Here is a 24,982-nt window from a genome sequence, read left to right as displayed (position 1 = left end):
GGGATGCAGTATATCGGAATATAGGAAACGTGGGTCTAAGTCCGGGGACGTGGGTGATTCCGGGCTCTTTTTGTCCAACTCTAGTGAGATTCCTGCTTTGGTATGTATTTGTAAAAATAGCTTCTTTACGGGTTGAAAGCTCATACCGTTAATGAAACAAAATCATATCCTACATTATACGACTAAAAGGAGGAAGACCTCTCTATTAGATCGACAACTTAAGAAAGGAGGAAGACAATGTCACAAGCGAATATTCCTAATATAACCCCTAGCATCACTATTACTAGAGATGACGCCTTGAACCTCTTATTAGCTTCTATAGCGATTGAAGAGTTAGGGCTAGGACACATCATTAATGCCGAAGCGGAGAAAATCCAATACGCTGTCGGTACACTACCAGGACTTTCGGTTCCGGCGACCCTCAATGAGTTACTGGAGGTTAATGCAAGTGTTCAAACTACCATGCAAGGATTAATTAAGAAGGAGCTGCTCCTTCAATCTAAACTGGAAAACATCTTGGCTGTTCCTTCTGTAGTAGGTACAACAGGTACAACTGGTGCTACTGGTGCAACAGGAGCCACTGGTGCAACAGGAACCACTGGTGCAACAGGAACCACTGGTGCAACAGGTGCAGGGCCGACGGGAGCCACGGGAGCTACAGGTGTCACAGGGGCTACAGGGCTAACGGGAGCCACTGGAGCTACAGGCGGTGCGTTTACAGCCAACAACATCAAGGTAGGAAGCTTCATTCAACAAGTAGTTACACCAGGGTCGTCTTATATGTTTGATTCAAATATAAATAGCAATGGAATCGGTATTACCCATACACCTGGATCACCAGATATTAATCTAAGTCCGAACAGCGTCTATTGGATCAATAGCTATTTGGAAGGGTTTGAGACGCCAACTGGCGGTATAGGATTTGCGCTTCGCCTAAACGGGGTTCCCCTTTTTGGGAGTCATGTAGGCAACGGAGGCGCTGTTGGGGTAGATACACAACTATCAGGAGCATACATTTTGAACACGGGACCTGGTGTTAACGTTCTACAGATGTTCAATGATGATAACACAAATACTACGACGGCCAGTAACGGTACGCTTGGCGCTTCATTGACAATTATGCAGATTGGTTAGTGCATTAGACAATGAGGACCGCAAACAAATCGTTGAACGACACGTTAGAATCAACAGTCCTTCCACTCTTCCAAAGGGGATGCCGATATCAGAAGTACTGGTTTAAATAAAAAAATATAGAGCCATCATTACACCGACATAGGCAATTTCTAACATGACAAAATAATCGCAGAACAGGTAGTAGCCTCTAATAAACGTCTAAATAAATGCAGACATAGCCTGCGTTTATTTAGACGCGATGTATATTCCAGTACGGCATGAAAGTCCAAAGAAGCGGTTGTTGGCATTCGTGAAGATGTCTCAAAGGATACGCTAGCCTAGAACTGAATCTGCATACAACCGATAGAAAATTCTCACTGAACTCAAGGAACGATTCCTGTGCCATGGAGGTGTCCCGAAGTCTACAATCAGATGAGCATATACCACCTATTGTAAGTCTAATGTATAATGGGTTTGACAGTTTTTCTCCATTTTTCTCCGTTTTATCACCAACAATCACCTCTAAATGCCCAACTAAATTTAGGGAACAATGGTTACTCTCATTTCGTGACTTCATCCATTAATCGACCGTGTTATTTGCAATCATAATCTTCACATTCACACTCACATTCACATTCACACTCTTTTTCATGCCTACAATGATTTTTGCATTTCATTTCATGTAACTCAGTAAAATCAACAATACTTTCTAATTTCATTAATAAAAGCATTTCTTTTTTAACAATTGTTTTTAATAATTGATTTACATTACTATTTGCTTCTAACAAAATATTGATATCACACGTTTCTTTAGTTATCTTATCTAGTTTTCTTCCTTGTGCTTTAATAATCTCAGCTAAACCTAATTCTTCCATCGCAATTGATGAAAGTAATAAATTTGCAATGTCTTTTTTACTAAGATTTATATCAGGCGTGATATCAGGTATGTTGGGCATCGACAATTTAAATCACCTCAAATGTTTTCCAATTTTTTCTTCATCGATTTAAAAATAATTACGCAAATCAATATATTCATATTGTCCAAGCTTTATTCTTTAATCAAGTATGCCTTGGCATAATTGATTCCAAATTCGTACAAGAACTCCTTCCCGATTCCATGACATCCGCTGGAGGCTTTCTGCACTGCTTGTTATACAATTCATAACAGCGAAGTAATAAATTTGGTTTTTTAGTAAATATTAACCGAAGCTTCTAGGGGCCTTCCTGTTAGAAGGGTTTTAGGAGCTTGAAAAAGAAAAAGTCCTTTTGTATGATGCGTGAGTGTCAACGGGAAATTGACTAATCATCAGAGGTATCATGAGTTATGTTCGACTTAATTTGACAATCTATATGAACAAATTTAAATACTCATCATACAATAAACATGTAATCAAAAATATGTTAATGGAAGGGGTTTTTTATGAGTTTTCCGAATATACCCAATATTACAGCTTCAATTACTATTACTAGGGACGAAGTATTAAATTTATTGCTTTCATCTATTGCTTTTGAAGAGTTGGGATTAAGCCATATTATTAATGCAGAAGGAGAAAAAATTCAATATGCTTTAGGATTGATCCCGGGTTTAACCCAACCAGCTTCAATACCTGATTTACTAAGCATTAATAATAGTGTGCGTAAAACATTAGATTCTGTTACAAGAAAAGAATTGGTTTTGCAATCAAAATTGCAAAACATCGTGGATCTTTTGACAGGTGACTAATTACTTATAGTTACATCAAAAGAAGTGAAAATTGATATTGAAAATCAAAACGATTGATTCTTATTTATTTAATTTAGTTAAATTGGAATGTAAGCCCGTAATCAAATAACGTATGCACTCCCGGAATGATAGACATCAAAAAAGGGGGTGCTTCTTTATGTCATCTACGAAACTAACAATTGTCCCTGTGATACTGGATACCAATCACGGACAAGTATTCTTTTAATAATTCAACGCAATTTTCCTCTGAGCCAAGCTGTATCATAAAAAACAGTTGGTGCTAAATTTCCTTCTTTAATGGCGTAAACGAACGCATCATCCAAACGATCATGAAGGAGTTGAGTAATCGATGAAGCATGATTGTACGAGTGTGCAAAACATCTATATCATTTGTGGCAATGTGGATGTGTAAAAAGGCATTGATGGAACTAGTAGAGATCGTTATAAATGTTCGTACTTCGATGGAGATGACTTTGTCATACTTTATAAACGGCTAGAAATTGGGAAACTGCAATAAGAAGGATTATCGCTCCAACAGTAAAAGGCAATTACTTTGAGAAAGACGATCGCTTATCTTCTTTGCATAGTGGTATTCGTTATGAAACACGAGTAAGAGATTCCTACATTTTCTCTAAACCGAAGTTAGCAAAGCGATTTAGATCGTATTTTACATCATGCAAGCGTTGTCATAATCGATTGTGTTCCTACCGGTTAAAGTATTATGTAACTTCGGAAAAAACGAGTGATTTTGTACACCCTTAAACGAGAGAAACTGTACATATTGGTGTTGACTTTTATAATTACTTCAAGACATGTAAATACCCCTTAAGAACAACAGTCTTTATTTTTCATCTCTTTACCTTATGAGGAGCGTATCAAACACTAATTTCAATAAGGGACCCAAAAAGATTTTCATCTCCATTTGCTATAAAGGATTCTGAGCTGTTCGACTTGATTTGACAATTTATATGACATAAATCGAAATACACATCATACAATAAACATGTAAATTAAAAATTAGCTAATGGAAGGGGTTTTTTTATGAGTTTTCCTAATATACCGAATATCACAGCTTCAATTACTATTTCCAAGAACGAGGCATTAAATTTATTACTTTCATCTATTGCTTTTGAAGAGTTGGGATTAAGTCATATTATTAATGCTGAAGGGGAAAAGATTCAATATGCTTTAGGTTTAATCCCAGGTTTAAGACACCCAGCTTCAATAACTGATTTATTAAGGATTAATGATAGTGTCCGTAAAACACTAGATTCTGTTACTAAAAAAGAAATAGTTTTGCAATCGAAATTGCAAAATATCATAGACCTTATGTGTGATGACTGGAATCAAGAATATAACCCCAAAAAAAAAATAGTTAGTCAAATTGAAAATCAAAACAAAAATACCAATCCTGATATTGGTAACATGGAATAGCACATATTATTGATTTTTAGAAGGGAGCACTTTTTTATGCTTCCTTTATACTGTAGATAAACTCGGCAAAAATCAAATTGTTCTTGCTAATAAAGTTAGTTCTTTTGTTGGCATAAGCAACTCCGAAATGTAAATCAAAAGAACCTTGTACTTTAACGAACGAAGCAGTTTTGTTGAAAAAGGTAAATGGAAATTTTTTATTGTAGAATATACTTTTACAATAATCAATCGGTGTTAGGGATTATGTTGACAATCTATTATTTTTTTATTATTATTTTAAAAAACATTAAGGAATCAATAAATTTTCGTATAACTCCAATAATATGGTTTGGGGGTCTCTACCAGGAACCGAAATTCCTGATTACGAAGAAAGTACAAAACTTGTATTTTCTTTGTAATCAGGAATTTTTTTGTATTTATCTGAAAATTTATTGTAGGAGGTCAACAATGAACTTTTTAGCATTGCCCAAAATTGAACTTCACTGTCATTTGGATGGAAGCCTAAGGGGTGAAACTATTATCGATATTGCACAGAAGGAAGGTATTCAGTTACCCACTTTTGATAAGGAAGAACTGCAGAAAGAGCTGATTGCTCCGTTAGAATGTGAATCCCTTGATGAATATTTAAAAAGATTTTCTCTTCCTAATTTAGTCATGCAGTCCAAGGAGAACTTAAGAAGAATTACGTTTGAACTATTTGAGGATGCAGCAAGAGAAAATGTGAAATATTTAGAAGTCCGATTTGCCCCGTTACTTCACACATTACAAGGTCTTAGTGTTGAAGAAGTTGTTCAATCTGTTATAGAGGGGATGAGAGACGCTGAAAGCTGCTACGAAATAAAGGGAAATATAATCCTGTCTTGCATGAGAACGATGTCTGTAGAAAGTGCATTTGAGGTAGTTGAAAAGGGGAAAAAGTTCCTTGGAAAAGGTGTGGTGGCAATTGACCTATGTGCATCTGAAGAAGAAGGTTTTTGTGAAGTATTCGTGGATCCAATCGCTTTAGCAAAAGAATATGGCTACAGAGTCACTATTCATGCTGGTGAAACGGGAATTGGTAAAAACGTACTAGAGGCAGTTGAACTGTTGGGTGCTGAAAGAATAGGACACGGAGTATTTATTAAAGATTGTGCCGAGGCTTATAAGATTGTGAAAGAAAGACAGGTAGTGCTTGAAATGTGTCCAACAAGTAATGTCCAAACGAAAGCTGTTCACCATTATTCTGAACATCCGATTTATAAGTTTCATAAAGATGGAATAAAAGTGACATTTAATACGGATAACAGAACAGTATCAGATACTACTATGGCAAATGAAATCCATTTAGTTAACAACGAATTTAATCTAAGTGAAGAAGATTATCGGCAAATCTATTTAAATAGTGTAGAAGCATCCTTTGCCGACCAACAAACTAAAGAATGGTGCTTAGCGCAATATTAAAGAAAATTAGATTTAGCAACAAAAATAATCCCTGTACGCGAACATATTTTTTAACTATTATAAAACTAATATTTTTAGAAATTTACTTAAAGAAACGAGGGCGTTTGTTAAATAAGAAATATGGATATATAATTATTGGATGTAAATTGAAACTAAAAAGCTTTGCTACTTATAAATTGTAGTAAGTCTCTTACCTTTACAACTCGATTTTGAAATACGTCAGAAATAATCTCAAACAAAAAACCTACTTAACATAAGTGAAACTCCAACAGCAAAATAAAATCATGCAACATTCAATAAATAAATCAATAAACGTTTGGTTAGTTTCTCTTATCTGTTAAGTAGACCCCTAATGTGGCAGGGCTTTACGTATCCAATATAGCCAACCTCTTATAAGGAGCAGTTTCTCTGACTGCTTTTGCGACATCCTTCTTTCCCACCGTCTTATCTAAAAATTCATCCTCACCATCAAACTCCTCTAAACGCTTTTCATCCATTCTTCTAATGATATTGATTAAGGACCGTCCTTTATATAAAATTCATTCTAGTGAATCAGAGCTGTTACTTGTCATATTGGGAACCTTTTTCTATAGCTTTCTTTATCTTTACTGGATAATTGCATGATCTTCTGAATCGCAACCCAGTTTTTTTCACCATCTATAGCAATTTCATGTATCATTTCCCATAAGGATTGCTCTATTCTCTTTAAGTTATTCTGTTCTTTTAACAAAAGATTATTGACTCTTTAGACTATCCGACCAATCCCACTCACTGGAAGCGAGCATTTTCTTCATCTCATTTAAGCGAAATCCAATCTTTTTTAAAATTGAATCTGCTGTTGTGTATATAAACGATGGCCACCTTCTGTTTTGGATGTTGGTTTTAATAATCCGATGTTATCGGAGTGACGTAGTGTTCTGTTAACGATAAGGTATTAACGTACAGAAAGATAGGTTGATCAGTTGATACACATTAACAAAGTGGGAGAGCTGACAGGTGTTACAACTGTTTTATTCATTCCACTTTTATTCTTCTTTACTAAAAAAAGTTTTAAGTAAGAACCCTGCTCCCAAGCCAATTAGTACACCAGGAAACGCATGATCCATAGCCAGTCCAATCCCAGCACCTATAATGACACATCCATAAATAATTATATCTCCCTGTTTCATCTAATCCCCCTTATTTTTCTAATTTATTTAGATATTGCAAAAAAGTGGTTACTTAACAGTATACAAAATGACGTAATGTAAGCTTCAAGGTTTTTTTAGAGTTTTATTAATTATTTATAGAAACCTTGAACCGACAAGGGGTCACCTTTTATAATGAGATCCAAAGAGGGGAGGGTAACAGTCGTTGGTAAGGATCTGCAAACGCTCGATCTCTAAATTAATAGTAGCAGTGTAACGTAAACTTGACCCTTGCATAGTGAGGTTCACGTTACTACAACAAGTGGAAATGTGGACATTGCATTGAATGAGGATGAATCTGATGTCACGCTCCTTCTTAAATCCAACAGGTAAAGACGTTCAGTCGGCTTTGTAGTAAATGATAAACAACAAAGCAAAAAAGAAACAAAAGGAGCTTCCGGGAGCGGAGATTATGAAGTGCAACTGGAACCCTCTTCAAGAAATATAGCATTGAAATAAATACAATACTTGAAAGTTAATGCATCGTTAAATAATTACTTTTTATGTGGGAATTCTACATAATGATCGGAGCGTCACTATGAAGATATCACCGTAAGTGTTGTGACTATGGTGATTAAAGTTGATAGCGTGATGTGTCATATTAACTATCTGTTAACTTTTAACAATCTGAATATAGTACTAAGCCACTATGTTTGGACGTGGTGGTTTTGTGGTATAATTTCCTAAAAAAGGAGTGTTGTTTTTGGGAATTCGAAATTATTTTAAAGTAATAAAAGTACTAGTATGTTTATCTGTTAGTTTATGCATCATAAATTATCCGTTTATTTCCTTTGCTGAAACACTTGATACTAATGTTAGTGACAAAAGCAAATCTAATGACATTGATACTGGTATCGCAAACTTGAACTACGATAATAGAGAAGTTTTAGCAGTGAATGGTGACAAGGTTGATAGTTTTGTCCCAAAAGAAGGTATTAACTCAAAAGATAAATTTATAGTGGTTGAACGTAATAAAAAGTCACTTACAACTTCACCGGTAGATATTTCAATTATCGACTCTATGGCGAATCGTACATATCCAGGAGCATTACAACTTGCCAACAAAGCTTTTGTAGACAATCAACCTAGTTTATTGGTTGCCAAAAGAAAACCGCTAAATATTAGCATAGATTTACCTGGCATGAAAAGGGAAAATACAATGACTGTGGACAATCCAACATATGGTAATGTATCTGGAGCAGTAGATGATTTAGTATCTACTTGGAGTGAAAAATATTCAACAACCCATACTTTACCTGCAAGACTACAATATTCAGAATCTATGGTTTATAGCAAATCTCAAATTGCAAGCGCTCTGAATGTTAACGCTCAAGTTCTTGATAATTCACTAGGAATTGACTTTAATGCAATTGCGAGTGGAGAGAAAAAAGTGATGGTTGCGGCATATAAACAAATATTTTATACGGTAAGTGCAGAACTACCTAATAATCCATCAGATATTTTTGATGATAGCGTTCCTTTTGAAGAGTTAACGCGTAAAGGGGTAAGTAATGATGCCCCTCCCGTTATGGTATCAAATGTAGCTTATGGCAGAACAATTTATGTGAAATTAGAAACAAACTCTAAGAGTAAGGATGTACAAGCTGCTTTTAAAGCCTTACTGAAGGATGTCAATACGAATGTAGAAACTAGTGGGCAGTATAAAGATATTTTTGAAGAAAGTTCCTTTACTGCTGTAGTATTAGGTGGAGATTCACAAAAGCATAACCAGGTTGTCTCAAAAGACTTTAATGATATTAGAAAAATAATTCAAGATAATGCAGAATTTAGTCTTAAAAATCCAGCATACCCAATATCATATACAAGTGTTTTCTTAAAGGATAATTCAATTGCTGCTGTTCATAACAATACAGATTATATTGAGACGACAGCTACAGAATATTCTAAAGGCAAAATCATCCTTGATCATTATGGTGCATATGTTGCTCAATTTGAAGTAGCCTGGGATGAAGTTTCATTTGATGAAAATGGACAAGAAGTACTATCCCATAAAACTTGGGATGGAAACTGGAAAGACAAGACAGCACATTTCTCTACAGTAATACCCCTTCCGCCTAATTCAAAAAATATAAGAATATATGCAAGAGAATGTACAGGTCTTGCATGGGATTGGTGGAGAACAGTTATTGATGAATACAATGTTCCATTATCTAATGAAATAAAAGTTTCAATTGGAGGAACTACATTATACCCAACAGGTACTATTAATTAGGTATAAACCCCCACTCCAGAAAAACAAACGGCTGAGGCTCTTGTTACACAAGAACTTCCGCCGTTTTTATTTTCTCAAACAACTAGCATGATTTATGAACACCAAAAACCCCACCAAGTGCATCCACCATAATGGTAATCCCCTTTTTCTATGAACTGAATATGAGTTTAATACTCGATTTATTATCAAAAGATTTACGCAGGAATTATTTAACCTTAAATGTTCAATAACGCTTGTTTAAATTTACTTGAAACGAAAGCTTACAAAAATATAAGTTTTATGTCACCAAAATTAATTGTTAAAACTAAAATTATGTTTTAGAATTGCTATTGTTGAAAAAAAAGCTAAAAAGGTCGTTCGTCCTAAAAGTGACTCGTAACTAAAATAAACATTTCAATAAATACTGAGGTATTCCTATGGTTTAAAATATCCGGTAAATGTTAGCGGGGGTTTTTATGAAAAGGGTTTACAATAATAGAAAGAAGCGTGTTACTATTTAACAGCTTGACAGAAGTCAATATGGGGAGTAGTATACAATAGCTGTGAAAAAAGCTATTGTGAAGTAACATTTTTTTAAATGCAATACTTATATTCTAAGTTTATATATAACTAGATTTAAGTTTAAGTAAGTAAAAGGTAGGTGCAAAAATGAAGAATTTATTAAGTAAAAAAAATGACCTATTAAATAAATTTTTAGGGATATATTTATTAGCTGTTTTAATGTTATGGATGAAAACATACATCGCTCAAACAGCACAATTTAAACTAGGAGTAGAAGGATTCCTTCAACAATTCCTTTTATTTATAAATCCACTAGGTTCAGCAATGCTATTTCTAGGAATTTCATTTTTATTTAGAGGAAAGAGAAAATATACATCACTAGTTGTAGTTTACACGCTGATGTCTATTCTTTTATATGCTAATATTGTTTATTACAGATTTTTTAGTGATTTCATTACATTGCCTACAGTTACCCAAACACAGAACTTCGGAGATTTAGGTGGTAGTGTTCTTACTTTACTAAAACCTTATGATTTCTTGTTCTTTGTAGATGTATTTGTAATGTTTTACCTACGATTCTCAAGAAAAATACAAAAAGATAGCAATCGCTTTGGATATAAAAAAGCAACGGCAATCATTACTTTTGCATTAGCAATATCAATCCTAAATTTAGGACTTGCTGAAGCTGATCGTCCGCAATTATTATCTCGAGGTTTTGATAGAAACTATATTGTAAAATATCTTGGAATGTATAACTATACGATTTATGATTCAGTAGAAACGATGAAAGCATCTTCACAGAGAGCTTTGGCGGATAGTAGTGATATTACAGAAGTGCTGAACTATACAAAATCTAACTACGCCAAACCTAATGCAGAATATTTTGGTAAAGCAAAAGGGATGAACGTCATCTATTTACATTTAGAATCATTCCAAAATTTCCTGATCAACTATAAATTAAACGGTGAAGAAGTTACACCATTTTTAAATTCATTAACAAAAGATAAAAATACAATGTATTTTGATAATTTCTTCCATCAAACAGGTCAAGGTAAAACGTCCGATGCAGAATTTATGTTGGAAAATTCTTTATTTGGGTTACCACAAGGATCTGCTTATATTACAAAAGCACAAAATACGTATCAAGCAGCGCCTAGTATTTTAAAAGATTATGGTTATACATCAGCTGTCTTCCATGGTAACAACGGAAGCTTCTGGAATCGAAATGAGATTTATAAATCATTTGGATTCGATCACTTCTTTGATGCTAGTTATTATGACATTGGTTCTTCAGAGAACATGGCTGAATACGGATTGTTAGATAAACCATTCTTTGAACAATCTAAAAGTATGTTAAGTAAGTTACCACAACCTTTTTATACGAAATTAATTACAGTTGGGAACCACTTCCCATATAAAATGGATCAAAGCTTAGTAACAATTGAAAAAGCTAGTACTGGAGATTCAAGTGTAGATAATTATTTCCAAACAGCGCGTTATGCAGATGAAGGAATTAAACAAGCATTCGATCAATTAAAAGAATCAGGCTTATATGATAATTCGATGATTGTCCTTTATGGTGACCATTACGGTATTTCAGATAATCATAACGATGCGATGGAACAAGTCATTGGAAAAGAGATTACACCATACGAAAGTGCTAATTTACAACGTGTACCATTATTTATACATGTTCCAGGAATGCAAGGTGGAACTAACCATACTTATGGTGGCCAAACAGACCTTCTTCCAACGCTATTACATTTACTAGGAATTGATACGCAAAAATTTGTTCAATTTGGTTCAGACTTATTATCAAAAGAGCATGATGAGATTGTACCATTTAGAAATAGCGATTTTGTTAGTCCTACGTTTTACTCAATTAATGGGAAATTTTATGATAATAAAACAGGCTTACTACTAGATGATAGTCAACTAGAGTTTGCGAAAACGATCAAAGATAAAGTAGAACTTAAGTTGCATTTATCTGATAAAGTCGTGAATGGTGACTTATTGAGATTCTATACGCCAAAAGATTATACGCCAGTGGATCGTTCTAAGTATAATTATTCCAAAGATGCGAATGAAGAATCTAATTAATTGAATTGTAGAATATGCTTTTACAATATACTAGATGATTTATGAAGGATCATCTTTACAATCTAATAGTTTTTATGATTATTTTAAAAACGATAACGAAACCCTATTTTTTCGTATAACCGCAATAATAGGGTTTGGGGTCTCTATCAGGAACCGAAATTCCTAATTACGAAGAAAGTACAAAACTTTCTTTGTAATCAGGAATTTTTTTGTATTTTAATCGAAGCATTTATTTCAGGAAGTTAAAAATGAACTTTTTAGAGGGGCGCTGAAAGCAGTTACGAAATAAAGGGAAATATAATCCTGTCTTTCATGAGGACGATGTCTGTAGAAAGTACATTTGTGGTGGTTGAAAAAGCTCCTTAGAAAAGGTATGGTGGCAATTGACCTATGTGCATCCGAAGAAGAAGGCTTTTGTGAAAAATTCATAGATCCAATTGCATTAGTCAAAAAAATATGGCTACAGGGTCACTATTATAATTTGTCGTTAGGCTTTTACCTTTGTGATTAAAATTAAATAATTCTAATCACAAGAGGGGATTAAGAGGTTAAAGGAAAAATGAGATAAGGCAAAGGGATCTATTAGCCATCATACATAACCTAGTGGTAGCCCTGTTCGTAATGAAGCAGTTATTTCTTTCTTGAAATACTACTTATAAATTTGTTTAGGAAAAATTATGTATTTTATATTAGTATTGACAAATTAATGTATACATACTATTATTTAATATATTGATAATGATTATCATTATCAATATATATTATCTCGAACACGCAGAATAAAAAGGGGTATTTTTTAATATCCCTTTTTATTTATAAAGTGTTGATAATGATTATCAATTAAAAAGGGGGTTCTACTATCAAAAAGTTATTTTTAGTTTCAATGCTAGTAGCATTATTAACAATTTTAGTTACACCAAATTTATATGCATCTGCTGCACTTGCAGATGGGAAGTACACAATCAATTATCAAGTAAATAAACCAAATTCTTCATCTGCTTCAATGGCAAATGATTATTTTTTGAAGCCCGGGACAATTATCGTTAAAAATGGCACTTCGGTAATACAGCTGAAGATGAAAAATAGTTCGTGGATGACGAAATTTGAATCTAGTACAGGTGGTAATAAAGTTATTAGCGAAAATAAGGCTGAGGATACACGTATTGTCCAATTTGCACTTCCTTCTTATAAATCACCGACTGCTGTTACTATGAAGGTGGATATTGATGACTTAAATTATCATCATGAATACACTGTAGATTTTGTATGGGATGCGGCGTCATTGAAAAATGAAAATGGTAGTGCAGTGGTAGCCACAACAGTACAAAGTAATAATAACACGGCTATAAAAACTGGTGAAACAAGTTCTTCAACAGTTAAAGAAAAAGTAACAAATCCTTCGTCAGTTAATGAAAAAGTAGCAAATCCTCAAACAAATGATAATTTTCCACTCGGTATGCTTTTATTGTTCGGTGTTAGTGGATTTATATTACTAATTTCAAAAAACGCATGAAGGAAGAAGAAATCATTTAAAATATTTTGAAAGCACCCTCATCCACTACACCTAGGTAGAGGCAGGGTGTTTTTTTTAAGGAGTGGATGGACATAAAGAAGATAAAAGATATGAAAATATATAATAGAATGCTACATATTATAGGGCTATGTAGTATTGTTATCATTCTTTTGGCATGCAGTAATTCAATTAGAGAAGATGAAAATAATGTAGAAGAAAAAAATAATGAAAGCCATACAGCCATACAAGATGAAAATCGAATTATTCCAACGACAGTTGCAGCTACTCAAATTATAGATGCGCTGAATTTAGATGCTATTGCTATTCCTACGACTTCATATGATTTGCCAAAACGATTTGAGGGTTTACCCGAAATCGGTAATCCGATGTCACCAGATATGGAAATTGTAAAATCCTTGAATCCAACAGAAGTTTTTTCAGTGACAACATTGGAGGCAGATTTAAAAAAGATATTCCAGGAAGTAGGTATCCATGCATCGTTTATCAATTTGCAGAGTATTGATAATATGAAAGCTGCCATTGTAGAAATTGGTAAAAAATATGATCGTACTGCTGAGGCTACTAAGCTAGTGTCGGAGCTTGAAGGAAAAATTACAGCCGTTCGAATGAAAGCGGAATTAAATGAATCACCTAAAGTTTTAATTTTACTAGGTATTCCAGGTAGCTATTTGGTAGCAACAGAAAATTCGTATATTGGGGACTTAGTGAGAATGGCTGGAGGTCAAAACGTGATGAACGGGCAAGAGCCTGAGTATTTACCGTCTAATACCGAATTTTTACAACAAAGCAATCCAGATATTATTATTCGACTGTCACATGGGATGCCTGAACAGGTTTTGGAAATGTTTAATGAGGAATTTGTTACGAATGATATTTGGAAGCATTTTGACGCAGTGAAAAATGGACGTGTGTATGACTTAAAGGAGCCGCTATTTGGAACAACAGCAACGCTTGCAGTACCTCAAGCACTAGAAGAACTTATTAACATTATGTATCCATAATGAGAAATGTAGAGGGCCCAGATGAATAAAAAAATAAGTAGTTTTATAGTTGTAAGTATATTACTTTTAGTAGTTATTATATATTCTGCAATTACAGGCTCGGTTAAAATGGATATGACGGAATTTATGAGAGCTTTTTTTGGTGAAGAAAATCAAAATTACACCGTTATTAAAGATTTACGTTTCCCACGGATCATAGTCGCTTTATTTGCAGGGGCAGCTTTATCAGTTGCCGGCGTATTATTGCAGGCAGTAATGCGTAATCCATTAGCCGATGCAGGTGTAATTGGAATTTCAGCAGGGGCATCATTTGTACAATTACTTGTCATTACATTATTTCCAATGATGTTTTTCTATACGCCACTATTGGCTTTTTTTGGAGGAGCATTTGCTTGTTTTTTAGTATTTATGTTGTCATGGAAGTCAGGCTTAAATCCTTTGAAAATTATTTTAGTAGGTATTGCTATTAATGCGATGTTTACTGGTCTAACAGAAGCATTTGTTACGATATGTAGTTATATGAATGTTATGGTTGGTGGTGTAGGGGGCTCTAATTTGTCAATGCGTACTTGGAGTGATGTTAGTTTAATATCATTTTATGGTGTGATTGGTTTACTAGCTTCCCTACTACTAGCTTCTTGGTGCAATTTATTGACCTTGCAAGACAAAACGGCAAAGAGTTTAGGCTTTAATGTAACACGTGCACGACTGATTATTGCAGCAATAGCGGTATTACTTGCGGCTATTTCAACTGCTACAGCAGGAGTTATTGCATTTGTCGGGTTATTAATTCCGCATATTTCAAGAAGGTTAGTCGGTTCAGACCATAAATGGTTGATTCCATTTTCAGCATTAGCTGGCGCCTTGCTGATTTTGACTGCGGATACGTTAGGTAGAATATTAGTTTCGCCTTTAGAAATTCCAGCATCAACAATAATGGCTATAATTGGTGGACCGTTCTTAATTTTCTTAATTCGAAAAGATAAGTAAAGAGAGGTGAGTGCTTTGAACGTTTCTCAAATAAAACTATCTTATGATCAGCAGCAAAATCATTTAGATGGGGTTACGACAAGTATTGAAAAGGGGAAAATCACGACGATTATTGGTCCAAATGGTTGTGGTAAATCCACATTATTAAGTGTCATTTCACGTAATAATACGCCACAACAGGGGGCAGTAATGTTAGAACAGAAAGATATAATGGCATACAAGGCAAAGGAATTTGCGAAAAAACTAGCAATTGTTTATCAACAAAATTCAGTGCCGCAAGATATCACGATTGAAAAACTAGTTGCTTATGGACGGGTACCACATCAACAATTGATGAAAAAATGTTGAAGAAGATGAGGCGGCAGTAAATTGGGCACTTACAGCTACAAATTTAATACAGAAACGCACGTGTAAATTGGATGCATTATCGGATGGCGAACGTCAGCGTGTTTGGATTGCCATGGCACTTGCTCAAAAATCGTCCATTCTTTGTTTAGATGAGCCAACAACATATTTAGATATTTTTTATCAAATCGAATTATTGGAGTTAGTGAAGAAATTAAACAAAGAAAATGCTTTAACAATTGTTATGGTGTTACACGATATTAATCAAGCAATTAAATATAGTGATCATATCATTTTGATGAAAGACGGTAAAATAATATGTGAGGGGACACCTACAGAAACAGTAACAAAGGAACGTATGAAAGAAGTATATGGAGTGGAAGTCACTATTCAAACGCATGAAAGTGTTGGTACGTATATGATTCCTGTAAGGGTTTAGGGAATTTGAGGCATATTTGAAAATTTCTTTAGCTTTAATCAAGTTAAATTATTAGTAGATAATTGACACAAAAAAACATCGCGTTACAAATTTTAACTTTCTTGACAATAATAGTGGGTGGGTTATAATAAATGATAATGAGAATCATAATCAATTAAAGAGAGTTGCATACTTTATAACATCCAAGTAATGAATAGCTGTTTTTCTTTTAACTTTAATTGAGAATGATAATCATTTGAGCTTAGGGGTAGTAATAGTAAAATCTTTTAATACATAAAGGAGGTAGAAACGCACAGGAAAGGTTGAAATTATGAAAAATTCAGGAGGTCAAAGTAGTGAAGAAACTTTTACAATATGTAGCAATGGTAATGCTAATTTTAGGTACAATATTACCGAGCTTTGGAATGGAAGTAAAGGCGGAGAAAAATACCGAAGCTAACTGCACAATTGACTATTCATCAAATATCAAAATTCTCAATGAACAACAAACAGCAGATTCAATGATGAATAGCTATGTTGATAAGAAAGCTACTGTTAAACACAAAGATGGTCAATATACGGTAGACATTACGGTGCCAAAAGAATATAAAACGTGGTACCAGGATTTTAAAGTTGAATCAGGTGGCGAATTAAAAGCAGCTATTGGAAAAATAACAGACATGAGTGATAACGATATTTACACATTCGTAGTCGACCAATATGAGGAAACAATAAAAGCATGGGTTGATGTTTACATTCCAGCTCTATCTTACGACCATGATTATATTGTGTATCTAGCTATTTCAAATGTTGCGGAGATTGACCGGGTTTGTGAAGAAGCACCAGATCAACCGGATCAATCAGAACAGCCAGAACAGCCAAAACAACCAGATCAACCAGATCAACCAGATCAACCAGGGCAAAATACAGATGAAGTTATCACAGAAAATGTTCCTTTCACATTTTTAACAGATAATAAGTCATATGATTCGTATTTTAAAAGCTATATTAACTATGCTGATTTAGCCACTGTTGGTGAAGAAAAATATGCATATATTAAACTAACAGGTCACACATATGCATTTACTACACTAAAAGTAGGCAATGAAAACGGAGAAGACGTAAAAATCGTAAGCTCTGAAGGAGAAGGAAAATCATTAGTACGCGTCATAAAAGTAAAGTTAGACGCTAATTTAAAGGCTACAGTAATTATGTCAGGTGAAAATTATCCAGCAACTTCGTTTACATTTGATTTTACACCGGTAAAAGAAACAGTTGTATATTTACCTGAACATTTTAACAAGAACAATCAAATAATTGAGTTTGGACTGACTCCAGTCAACTCTGGTGCACCTGCTCATACAATAATCGGATTACTTTTAGGACAAGCATATGCAACAAAAACAGCAGATAATAAGATTGCTGTAACAATGAATTTAGTTGTAAATGATACGATGAAGGGCCTTTCTGTACAACAAGGAAATAAAACAGTTGCAGAATGGACAGCAGGCAGCACGAAAAGTGAAGGTACAGCTAAAAATGTAATTAAATTTACAGTAGATTCATTAGAAAATTTAGCTTTTACGTTAACAACTGAGCGAAATGGGACTGCTTCAACAATGAGTGCGACAGTTGAAAAAGTACTATTAACTGGCGAAATTGCTAAGCAAGAGGAGAGTAGTTCAGAAGGAAATACCAACGGCAGTGAATCTGGTTCTGGGGAGAACAATAATAATTCAAATACCGATGGCAATAACAATTCTAACACTGTAAACACTGAACAATCAACTAATGGGCTGTATACAGTGAACTTTACGTTCTTAAATGAATCAGGTACTGGTAGTTCAATTATGAACACATATGTAGATAGTCAGGCATATGTAGTGAAAAATGGTTCTTCATATCAAGTTCAATTAACACTAAAAAATAGTTCATGGATTACTGGATTTACAGTGAATGGGTCAACTCCAAGTACGATTAGCGACACAAATGATGTACGAGTAGTTCAATTTACAGTATCGAGTTTATCTAAGCTTCAAAATGCGTGGGTAAAAGTAGATATTGCAGATCTTAACTATCATCATAATTATAATATTCTATTAAAATTTGATGAAGCCTCACTTTCAAAGATAAATAATAGTACAACATTCCCAAGTACAGGTGGTTCAACTAATAGCAATTTAACTAATAGCCATTCAACTAATAACAATTCAACTAATAACGGAGCAAAAATAGAAGGAACTACAGGGAACTTAAATCAAGAGGGAGTAGCTAGATTTGAATTTGCAAAGAATGCAAAAGAAATAGCTGTATTCCTACAAAAAGCAAAAACAGTATTTGAAGATAACAAATATAAAGTTACGCTTTCATTAAATATTGAAAATAACTTACAGAAATTTATTGTGAAACAAAATAGTAAAGAAATTGCAAACTGGTCTAATAAAGTAGCTTCATTAGTACCTGTTGCAAATGCAAAAACAGCAACATTTTCATTTGAAGCTGATACACTAGATAACCTTGTTTTCGAAGCAGTAACGACTGAAAAGACAATTTCCACAAATGTAACAGCAACTACGACAAATGTCACAGCAATTACGGCAAATGAAAAGATTACTCGTCAGCCAATTAAGTACAAAATGCAGGCTGATCCAAATGGTAAAATGGCTGAATTTATTTCGAACTACTTAGCGCCATATTTCACGAAATCAGAATTAGTTACGATTGACGGTAAACGTTACATCGAAATGACACTAATTGGTAAAGCTTATGGCTTTGCGACTCTTGCTTATATTGATGGAAATGGTAAGCAACAAAATATTGAAGTTATAAGTTCTACAGGTGAAAAAATGGATCAAGTACGAGTTGTTCGTTTGCCATTAGTTCAAGATAGCAATGGCGTAACTAAAATATTCGTAGATTCAGGAGATTTAGGTTATGGGGCGTACACATTATTCTTTACGTTTGATGTACCAGTTTTAGAGGGAGAAACAAATAATAACTCTAATAATTCTAATAATAAACTCGAAAATCCTTTTACAGATATCGAGAATATATTCAGTAAGGACGAAATTTTAGCTTTATTCGCGGCTGGGATTACAACAGGTACAACACCAACGACATTTAGTCCAAATAAAAATATAACTCGTGCACAATTTGCAGTGATGATGGCTCGAGCTCTAAATATTCAATCAGCTAAAGAAACTACATTTACGGATGTTAAAGGTAATTGGTATGAAAAAGAAGTACAAGCACTTGCAGAGGCCGGTATTGTGACAGGTATAAATTCAAAAACATTTAACCCAACGGCAAATATAACACGTCAGCAAGCAGCAGCAATGATATTACGTATGCTTGAATACAAAGGCTATAAAGCAACAGTTGATAAAAATACTTTATCATACAAAGATGCTAGTAAAGTATTTGACTACGCAAAGCATGCAGTATCAGAATTACAAGTAAAAGATATCATGACGGGGTCTAATGGCTATTTTAACCCAGAAAATAATTTAACACGGGCAGAAATGGCGAAAATTTTAAAACGATCACTACAATTAGTAAATTTAATGGATTAATAATTTAAGTAAAGCACTATTACTATCCCATAAGCTCTGTCTTTATTATTTACTTCATAGTAAAGATCGGATAAGGTGACTATGCTTTCTTGTGCTCCTGTGAAGTATTCAGCTCAAGCTATTCCCACAGGAGTCTTGCACCGGGTGCCTTATCCAATAAAAAAATGCAATTCAAGCTGACATCGAATTGCATTTTTTATACGTATTAATGTTTTTCAGCAATTGTTTTATGTAACGAAAGCGTAGCGACAGTTCAGAAATCACCGATTTGGAAAAAAACTAAAAAAGCACACTTATATTCAAGAGTGTACTTTTCTAGGCATAAGGAAATGCATATGAATAATTAAATTTTTTATTTGCACCAGTAAAGAGGAAGTGTTCTAAAGATAAAATTTGGCTAATAAGATCTCGCAAAAATAGAAAAACGCCTTTTTAAAATCTTAAACAGTCCGTAAAGCGTTCTTAGACGAATTGCCGTAAACTCGATGAAAATAACATCTAAGAACGTATAGGAATTTTTACTGTTAATCCCAAAGAGTGATTTAGGGATTGGAGCACTTTCACCTTTTAAGAGATCCATATACTTAAATTACTTTACTAAAGTAGCAGCAATTTCAGAAATAACAACTCGGTTACCTATTATTGGAGACGGTGCGCTGTTTTCTTTGTTATTAATCTCTTCACGGCGGTGTACATTTTTAAAGTCTTCAGATTCGCGCCAAGCTTTAAATTGCTCGACTGTATCCCAAAACATCATAACGTTCATTTCATCATGATCTTCTGGTTCTGAGCAAACGTTCACTTCAACTTTATTAAATCCTTCCCAGTTCAATAAATATTTACCGGATATAAATAGTGGTGCCATTTTATGAGCGAAGCCTTTTTTTACTAAAATACGGTTAGTAACTGTAATCATTTATATTGACCCCTTTTTTAATAAGTTTAATTGATAGTGATTATCATTATCAATTAAAACATACATTAATTGTATAATGCAATAAAAAATATTAAAAAAAACCAAAAAAAAACGTTTGTTGACAATCATTATTATTTAAAATAGAATCATAAACAATCGTATGAGAATGATTCTCAATTTGGGTTTTTAATAAAAAGAAAAGGTTGGTAGTAACATGAAAAATTTTAAATTTTTATTAGTAGGTGCGTTGGCATTATCATTAGCAGCATGTGGAGTGGAAAGCAAAACAGCGGATGTTAATGCTTCAGTAGACCAAGTAGATATGGAACAACAAACACTTGAAACAGTGGGAGCTTTAACATTTATAGATGACCTTGGGAATAAGCATGAGTTTGAAGCAACGCCGGGGTCAGTTGCAACGTTAAATCTAGGAATGATGGATATTTTACTCGAGTTAGGTGCAAACGTTACTGGTCGACCAACGATTACATCCGATAGGGGGGCAGAAGTAGAAGCTATTCAAGAGATAGGTAACCCGCATGAACCATCATTTGAGCAAATAGCTGCATTGAATGCGGAAATACTTATTGTGCCACCAAGCTTCCAGCAGTTCGCGCCAACGGTAGAAGCAACAGGTACGAAAATTGTCTACTCAAACATGAATTCAGTAGATGATATTAAAAAAACGATTAAAAAGTATGGAGCGTTATTTAATAACACAGCAACAGCAGAAAAGTTAGTTGCACAAATTGATGAGAAAATTGCAGAAGGCACTACAGGTTCAACGTTAGACGCTCTTATCGTTTATGGAGCACCAGGTACATATTTAGCTGCGCTTGATAATTCGTTATACGGAGATATTTTAAAAAAAGCAGGTGGTAAAAATATCGCAGCTGATCTACCAGCAACAGATAAATATCCAACTTACGCAAATTTAAGTGTAGAGAAAATTGTTGAGCGTAACCCAAAAGTAATCATGCTGATTACGCACGCGAAACCAGCGGCAGTAAAAGAAGGTTTTGAAAAACAATTGAAAGAAAATGCAGCGTGGAAAAATTTAGATGCAGTAAAAAATGATCAAATCATCATTTTACCAGCAGAATTGTTTGACAATCCTGGTACGCAAGTCGTAGAAGCGATTGACTATATGCGTGGAGTTTTGAAGACAGCTGAAGAAGCAGTTAAATAATTTTTTATCTTCATTCACCAAATGAATGCGATTATGATTACTTTTTCAGTGAGTGCCCAAACACCTACTGAATGAAGATAAAGCCTCCGGCGGATGTCACGGATTTACAAAGGAATGAATTGTGCGGGCACAATTCATAATCCGGACGCATTGTTTATCTGTAGCGCAAGCAAAGCGACAGCTACAATTACGCCAAGGCGAAATTGATTGTGAGGAAATAACGATGATAACAGAAGAGGAAAAATATGCCCACCCTCTTGCTAAAAAACGAAGAATGGCGCTTATTGTGTTACCGATACTTTTAGTCATAGTGAGTGTCGCTAGCCTTATGATAGGGCAAGTTTCATTTTCAGTAAGTGAAGTGTTTAGTGGGATTTTTAGTTCAGAAGATACAATGGCACGCCGAATCGTATGGGAAATCCGTTTGCCCCGAATATTAACGGGTATCATTGTTGGTGTTTGTTTGGCTATTGCAGGTTCAATTTTACAAGGTGTAATGCAAAATCCATTAGCTGATCCAGGGGTTATTGGGATTACTTCTGGCGCTGGAATTATGGCTGTAGCAGTTATGGTCGTGTTTCCTGGCTACATTATATATTTACCTATTGCAGCTTTTTTAGGTGCTTTTGTTGCTGCAATGATTGTGTATGCATTATCGGTAAAAAAAGGTGGTACATCCCCAATGCGAATTATTTTAGTAGGGGTAGCCATTAATGCATTATGTGGTGCAGGAACAAATGCACTAATGATTCTTTATAGCGATCGTGTACAATCTGTACTGCCGTGGTTGTCTGGTGGTTTAACAGGTGTTGGTTGGGTGCAATTTAAGATGATTATTTACTATGTCATTGTAGCAATTATAGTATCAGTTTATGCAATCAAACATATTCGTATAATGCGTCTAGGAGACGAAATGGCAAGCCTTTTAGGACACAATGTTGAACGAAGTAGATTCTTTTTAATTGTATTGAGTACGTTATTAGCAGGGATTGCGGTAAGTGTGGCCGGTTTAATTGGATTTGTTGGTTTAGTTGTACCACATATTTTACGGCTTATTATCGGTGGAGATCATAAGTATTTAATACCTGCTTCAGCTTTGGCTGGTGGCTTACTTGTTGTTTTCGCTGATACAATTGCGAGATCAGTATTTGATCCTATTGAGGTTCCTGTTGGAATTTTATTAGCATTCATCGGAGGACCGTATTTCTTATATTTAATCCATAGAAAGGGGAATTCCATTGCTACGAATTGAGCACATTAATTACCAACATGAGTTCACCAATTTCCGGTTAGATGATATTAATTTGAAAATTAATGAAGGAGAAGTTGTTAGTTTAATAGGACCGAATGGCTCGGGTAAATCAACATTATTACGAGTGATTTCACGTCTTTTAAAACCGAATACTGGTACAGTATATTTAGATGAGCGAAACATTCATGAAATGAAGTCTAAAGAAGTGGCTAAAACACTAACGATGCTCCCACAAATGAATAGTCATCAATTAGATTTAACTGTGCGTGAGTTAGTAGAGTTTGGGCGTCATCCGCATAGCGGACGGAAAACAGTCCTATCAAAAGAGGATATAGAAATTGTCAATTGGGCAATTGAAGTAACTGGATTAAAACATTTGCAAAATCGAGTATTACCATCGATGTCTGGGGGAGAACGCCAACGTGCTTGGATTGCAATGACTGTAGCACAGCATCCCAAAGTGTTGCTACTTGATGAACCAACAACATATCTAGATATTGCACATCAATTAGAAGTGATGGAGCTCGTAAAAGAGTTAAATCATAAATACAATATGACAGTTATCATGGTGTTACATGATATTAACCAAGCTGCACAAAATAGCGATCGTCTGATTGTACTAAAAAAAGGGAAAATACATTATGATGGTTCACCACATTGTGTATTATGTAAAGAAATGTTCCAATCAATTTTTGATATTGATGCTGAAATTTATATACAAGGTGGAAAACCAATATTTACCCCGGTAAAATTGTGTGCAAGTCCTTGTAAATGATGTTAGCTTCCTACAAACACAAGAAGTTTAACTATAAAAATAGAATTCTAAAATTTATGAGCAACTGTAACAAACACACCTGATTAAAAGTAAATGCTATTTTTAGATAGATTCATATCTACGAATATAAACGTTTTGCTGCCTTTTTATTTCGCACTTTATAATATGTTTAGTTTATAAAGATGGAATCGCAAAAATCTTAAAAATTTACTAATTACACTGTAAAAAAGGAGCTTTTAAATGATTGGTATAATTTATTACGCTTATGGCGCACCGAAATCTTTAGACGATGTTACACCGTATTTTTCACATATTTTGAATGGTAAAACGCCACCACCTCAAATGCTTGAAAAAATTACAGCACAATTTAAAAAATTAGGTGTTGTTGATCCATTAGCAGCAAATACGAGCCGTATCGCTAAAGGGCTAGAACATGCTTTACAGCAGCGCTTAACACAGACTGTAAAAGTATATAACGCATACAAACATACCGAACCTTACATTTCACAGGTTGTTGACACAATGCTTGAAGATGGAATTACAACTTTCATTACGCTACCTGTGAATCCGATAATGTCTTTGTCAGGTGCTGGCGCGTTTTATGATGAAGTAAGTGCGTCATTAGCCTCACATGACGTTACGGTCATTCATGCGAAAGGTTGGCATTTACATTCTGACTTACTTGCTGTGTATAAAGATCGCATTCAACGTGCTTACGAATGGATTCCTGCTGGAAAACGGGCTCAGACTCATGTCTTATATACTGTACATAGTCAGCCAATTGATCCAGAGCGAAACGAAATATACGTACGACAGTTTTCTGAATTATCAGAGGCCATTTCAAAAGCTACTCAAATAGACAACTGGCATATTACATATCGAAGTGGTCATGGTAAAGTTGACTGGCTTGGTCCAGATGTAAAAGATATGATTTATACATTAAATGCAGAGGGTGCTCAGGGTTTCGTCACATGTGAACTACTTTCGCTTTCAGCGGATATTGAGTCCTATTTTGAAATCGGAAGTGGCTGTCAGAGAATTTGTGAAGAACTTCAAGTTGACTTTGCCCAAGCGGAATTTCCAGGTGATAGCTACGATACTATTCAAGCTTTAGCTGCCATTGTCGAATCCTTTATTCCAGCAGAATAACATATGCGTTATAAAGCTCGGCAACATTTGACAGCTACTTATGGAAAGATTGAAAAAGGCTTAGGAGATATTCCCTAAGCCTTTTTGGCGGTTTTCAATGACAGAAAAGT

Annotated in this window: 17 protein-coding genes, 2 pseudogenes and 2 riboswitches; of the genes and pseudogenes, 15 read left to right on the top strand and 4 right to left on the bottom strand. The window is 34.5% G+C overall.

Annotated features, from left to right (window positions below):
• Positions 1 to 237: 237 nt before the first annotated feature.
• Positions 238 to 1,134 (top strand): collagen-like protein, encoded by an 897-nt coding sequence (locus C7Y47_RS25300; RefSeq protein WP_185903352.1) that lies wholly within the window; start codon positions 238 to 240, stop codon positions 1,132 to 1,134.
• A gap of 572 nt (positions 1,135 to 1,706) precedes the next feature.
• Here C7Y47_RS25300 and C7Y47_RS00295 read toward each other — a convergent pair.
• A complete protein-coding gene (locus tag C7Y47_RS00295) occupies positions 1,707 to 2,069 on the bottom strand; it encodes a hypothetical protein (RefSeq protein WP_255504946.1) in 363 nt (120 codons plus the stop codon).
• Positions 2,070 to 2,533: 464 nt separating this feature from the next.
• Here C7Y47_RS00295 and C7Y47_RS00290 point away from each other — a divergent pair, with 464 nt between their 5' ends.
• The 3 genes from C7Y47_RS00290 to add all read left to right on the top strand — a co-directional run bounded on the left by C7Y47_RS00290 (position 2,534) and on the right by add (position 5,710).
• A complete protein-coding gene (locus C7Y47_RS00290) occupies positions 2,534 to 2,836 on the top strand; it encodes a hypothetical protein (protein ID WP_142506947.1) in 303 nt (100 codons plus the stop codon).
• 1,041 nt (positions 2,837 to 3,877) lie between these two features.
• Positions 3,878 to 4,270, top strand: coding sequence for a hypothetical protein (locus C7Y47_RS00285; protein WP_142506946.1), 393 nt, complete (start codon positions 3,878 to 3,880; stop codon positions 4,268 to 4,270).
• Between the two features lie 285 nt (positions 4,271 to 4,555).
• Positions 4,556 to 4,654, top strand: a riboswitch (purine riboswitch).
• Positions 4,655 to 4,717: 63 nt separating this feature from the next.
• Positions 4,718 to 5,710 (top strand): adenosine deaminase, encoded by a 993-nt coding sequence (add, locus tag C7Y47_RS00280; RefSeq protein WP_142506945.1) that lies wholly within the window; start codon positions 4,718 to 4,720, stop codon positions 5,708 to 5,710.
• Between the two features lie 394 nt (positions 5,711 to 6,104).
• On the opposite strand, the pseudogene C7Y47_RS00275 reads toward add, so the two are convergent.
• Positions 6,105 to 6,638, bottom strand: a pseudogene (locus C7Y47_RS00275) (MerR family transcriptional regulator); the annotation flags it as partial.
• A 97-nt stretch (positions 6,639 to 6,735) separates the two neighbouring features.
• On the bottom strand, positions 6,736 to 6,879 hold the full coding sequence (locus C7Y47_RS24755) for a hypothetical protein (RefSeq protein ID WP_185903351.1): 144 nt from the start codon (positions 6,877 to 6,879) through the stop codon (positions 6,736 to 6,738).
• Between the two features lie 712 nt (positions 6,880 to 7,591).
• Between C7Y47_RS24755 and C7Y47_RS00270 the strand changes: the two genes are divergently transcribed.
• The 7 genes and pseudogenes from C7Y47_RS00270 to C7Y47_RS00235 all read left to right on the top strand — a co-directional run bounded on the left by C7Y47_RS00270 (position 7,592) and on the right by C7Y47_RS00235 (position 19,591).
• Positions 7,592 to 9,130 (top strand): thiol-activated cytolysin family protein, encoded by a 1,539-nt coding sequence (locus C7Y47_RS00270; protein ID WP_142506944.1) that lies wholly within the window; start codon positions 7,592 to 7,594, stop codon positions 9,128 to 9,130.
• Positions 9,131 to 9,778: 648 nt separating this feature from the next.
• Positions 9,779 to 11,731 carry an LTA synthase family protein gene (locus C7Y47_RS00265; RefSeq protein WP_142506943.1) on the top strand — a complete coding sequence of 651 codons (1,953 nt, stop codon included), beginning with the start codon at positions 9,779 to 9,781 and terminating at the stop codon, positions 11,729 to 11,731.
• A 91-nt stretch (positions 11,732 to 11,822) separates the two neighbouring features.
• Positions 11,823 to 11,920: riboswitch (purine riboswitch) on the top strand.
• A gap of 670 nt (positions 11,921 to 12,590) precedes the next feature.
• Complete coding sequence (gene isdC, locus C7Y47_RS00255; protein ID WP_255504977.1) at positions 12,591 to 13,244, top strand: heme uptake protein IsdC; 654 nt, start codon at positions 12,591 to 12,593, stop codon at positions 13,242 to 13,244.
• 110 nt (positions 13,245 to 13,354) lie between these two features.
• Entirely contained in the window at positions 13,355 to 14,266 is a 912-nt protein-coding gene (gene isdE, locus C7Y47_RS00250; RefSeq protein ID WP_142506941.1) for a heme ABC transporter substrate-binding protein IsdE, read from the top strand.
• Between the two features lie 21 nt (positions 14,267 to 14,287).
• Complete coding sequence (locus C7Y47_RS00245) at positions 14,288 to 15,256, top strand: FecCD family ABC transporter permease (protein WP_142506940.1); 969 nt, start codon at positions 14,288 to 14,290, stop codon at positions 15,254 to 15,256.
• Positions 15,257 to 15,271: 15 nt separating this feature from the next.
• Positions 15,272 to 16,040: pseudogene (locus C7Y47_RS00240) on the top strand (ABC transporter ATP-binding protein).
• A 335-nt stretch (positions 16,041 to 16,375) separates the two neighbouring features.
• On the top strand, positions 16,376 to 19,591 hold the full coding sequence (locus tag C7Y47_RS00235) for an NEAT domain-containing protein (protein ID WP_142506939.1): 3,216 nt from the start codon (positions 16,376 to 16,378) through the stop codon (positions 19,589 to 19,591).
• 589 nt (positions 19,592 to 20,180) lie between these two features.
• On the opposite strand, the gene C7Y47_RS00230 is transcribed toward C7Y47_RS00235, so the two are convergent.
• Positions 20,181 to 20,507: a heme oxygenase gene (locus C7Y47_RS00230; RefSeq protein WP_142506938.1), complete on the bottom strand. Its 327-nt coding sequence runs from the start codon at positions 20,505 to 20,507 to the stop codon at positions 20,181 to 20,183.
• 214 nt (positions 20,508 to 20,721) lie between these two features.
• On the opposite strand from C7Y47_RS00230, the gene C7Y47_RS00225 reads away from it, so the two are divergent.
• The 4 genes from C7Y47_RS00225 to C7Y47_RS00210 all read left to right on the top strand — a co-directional run bounded on the left by C7Y47_RS00225 (position 20,722) and on the right by C7Y47_RS00210 (position 24,872).
• A complete protein-coding gene (locus C7Y47_RS00225) occupies positions 20,722 to 21,696 on the top strand; it encodes an ABC transporter substrate-binding protein (protein WP_142506937.1) in 975 nt (324 codons plus the stop codon).
• A 223-nt stretch (positions 21,697 to 21,919) separates the two neighbouring features.
• Entirely contained in the window at positions 21,920 to 22,948 is a 1,029-nt protein-coding gene (locus C7Y47_RS00220; protein ID WP_142507275.1) for a FecCD family ABC transporter permease, read from the top strand.
• Positions 22,935 to 23,723 (top strand): ABC transporter ATP-binding protein, encoded by a 789-nt coding sequence (locus C7Y47_RS00215; RefSeq protein ID WP_142506936.1) that lies wholly within the window; start codon positions 22,935 to 22,937, stop codon positions 23,721 to 23,723. The genes C7Y47_RS00220 and C7Y47_RS00215 overlap by 14 nt, the downstream gene beginning before the upstream one ends.
• A gap of 240 nt (positions 23,724 to 23,963) precedes the next feature.
• Positions 23,964 to 24,872: a ferrochelatase gene (locus C7Y47_RS00210; RefSeq protein ID WP_142506935.1), complete on the top strand. Its 909-nt coding sequence runs from the start codon at positions 23,964 to 23,966 to the stop codon at positions 24,870 to 24,872.
• Positions 24,873 to 24,982: the final 110 nt, after the last annotated feature.

Origin of the sequence: Lysinibacillus sphaericus, assembly GCF_006864135.1 — a bacterium.
Classification (GTDB): domain Bacteria; phylum Bacillota; class Bacilli; order Bacillales_A; family Planococcaceae; genus Lysinibacillus.
Note: the sequence above shows the minus strand (reverse complement) of the source record. Positions and strands in the feature narration are given on the sequence as shown.

Excerpts from the sequence above, each read along its gene's own strand:
- C7Y47_RS00210 (WP_142506935.1), top strand. The coding sequence starts at position 23,964 with ATGATTGGTATAATTTATTACGCTTATGGCGCACCGAAATCTTTAGAC.
- C7Y47_RS00290 (WP_142506947.1), top strand. The coding sequence starts at position 2,534 with ATGAGTTTTCCGAATATACCCAATATTACAGCTTCAATTACTATTACT.
- C7Y47_RS00285 (WP_142506946.1), top strand. The coding sequence starts at position 3,878 with ATGAGTTTTCCTAATATACCGAATATCACAGCTTCAATTACTATTTCC.
- C7Y47_RS00230 (WP_142506938.1), bottom strand. The coding sequence starts at position 20,507 with ATGATTACAGTTACTAACCGTATTTTAGTAAAAAAAGGCTTCGCTCAT.
- isdE (WP_142506941.1), top strand. The coding sequence starts at position 13,355 with ATGAAAATATATAATAGAATGCTACATATTATAGGGCTATGTAGTATT.
- C7Y47_RS00265 (WP_142506943.1), top strand. The coding sequence starts at position 9,779 with ATGAAGAATTTATTAAGTAAAAAAAATGACCTATTAAATAAATTTTTA.
- C7Y47_RS00245 (WP_142506940.1), top strand. The coding sequence starts at position 14,288 with ATGAATAAAAAAATAAGTAGTTTTATAGTTGTAAGTATATTACTTTTA.
- C7Y47_RS24755 (WP_185903351.1), bottom strand. The coding sequence starts at position 6,879 with ATGAAACAGGGAGATATAATTATTTATGGATGTGTCATTATAGGTGCT.
- C7Y47_RS00295 (WP_255504946.1), bottom strand. The coding sequence starts at position 2,069 with ATGCCCAACATACCTGATATCACGCCTGATATAAATCTTAGTAAAAAA.
- C7Y47_RS25300 (WP_185903352.1), top strand. The coding sequence starts at position 238 with ATGTCACAAGCGAATATTCCTAATATAACCCCTAGCATCACTATTACT.
- C7Y47_RS00220 (WP_142507275.1), top strand. The coding sequence starts at position 21,920 with ATGATAACAGAAGAGGAAAAATATGCCCACCCTCTTGCTAAAAAACGA.
- add (WP_142506945.1), top strand. The coding sequence starts at position 4,718 with ATGAACTTTTTAGCATTGCCCAAAATTGAACTTCACTGTCATTTGGAT.
- C7Y47_RS00225 (WP_142506937.1), top strand. The coding sequence starts at position 20,722 with ATGAAAAATTTTAAATTTTTATTAGTAGGTGCGTTGGCATTATCATTA.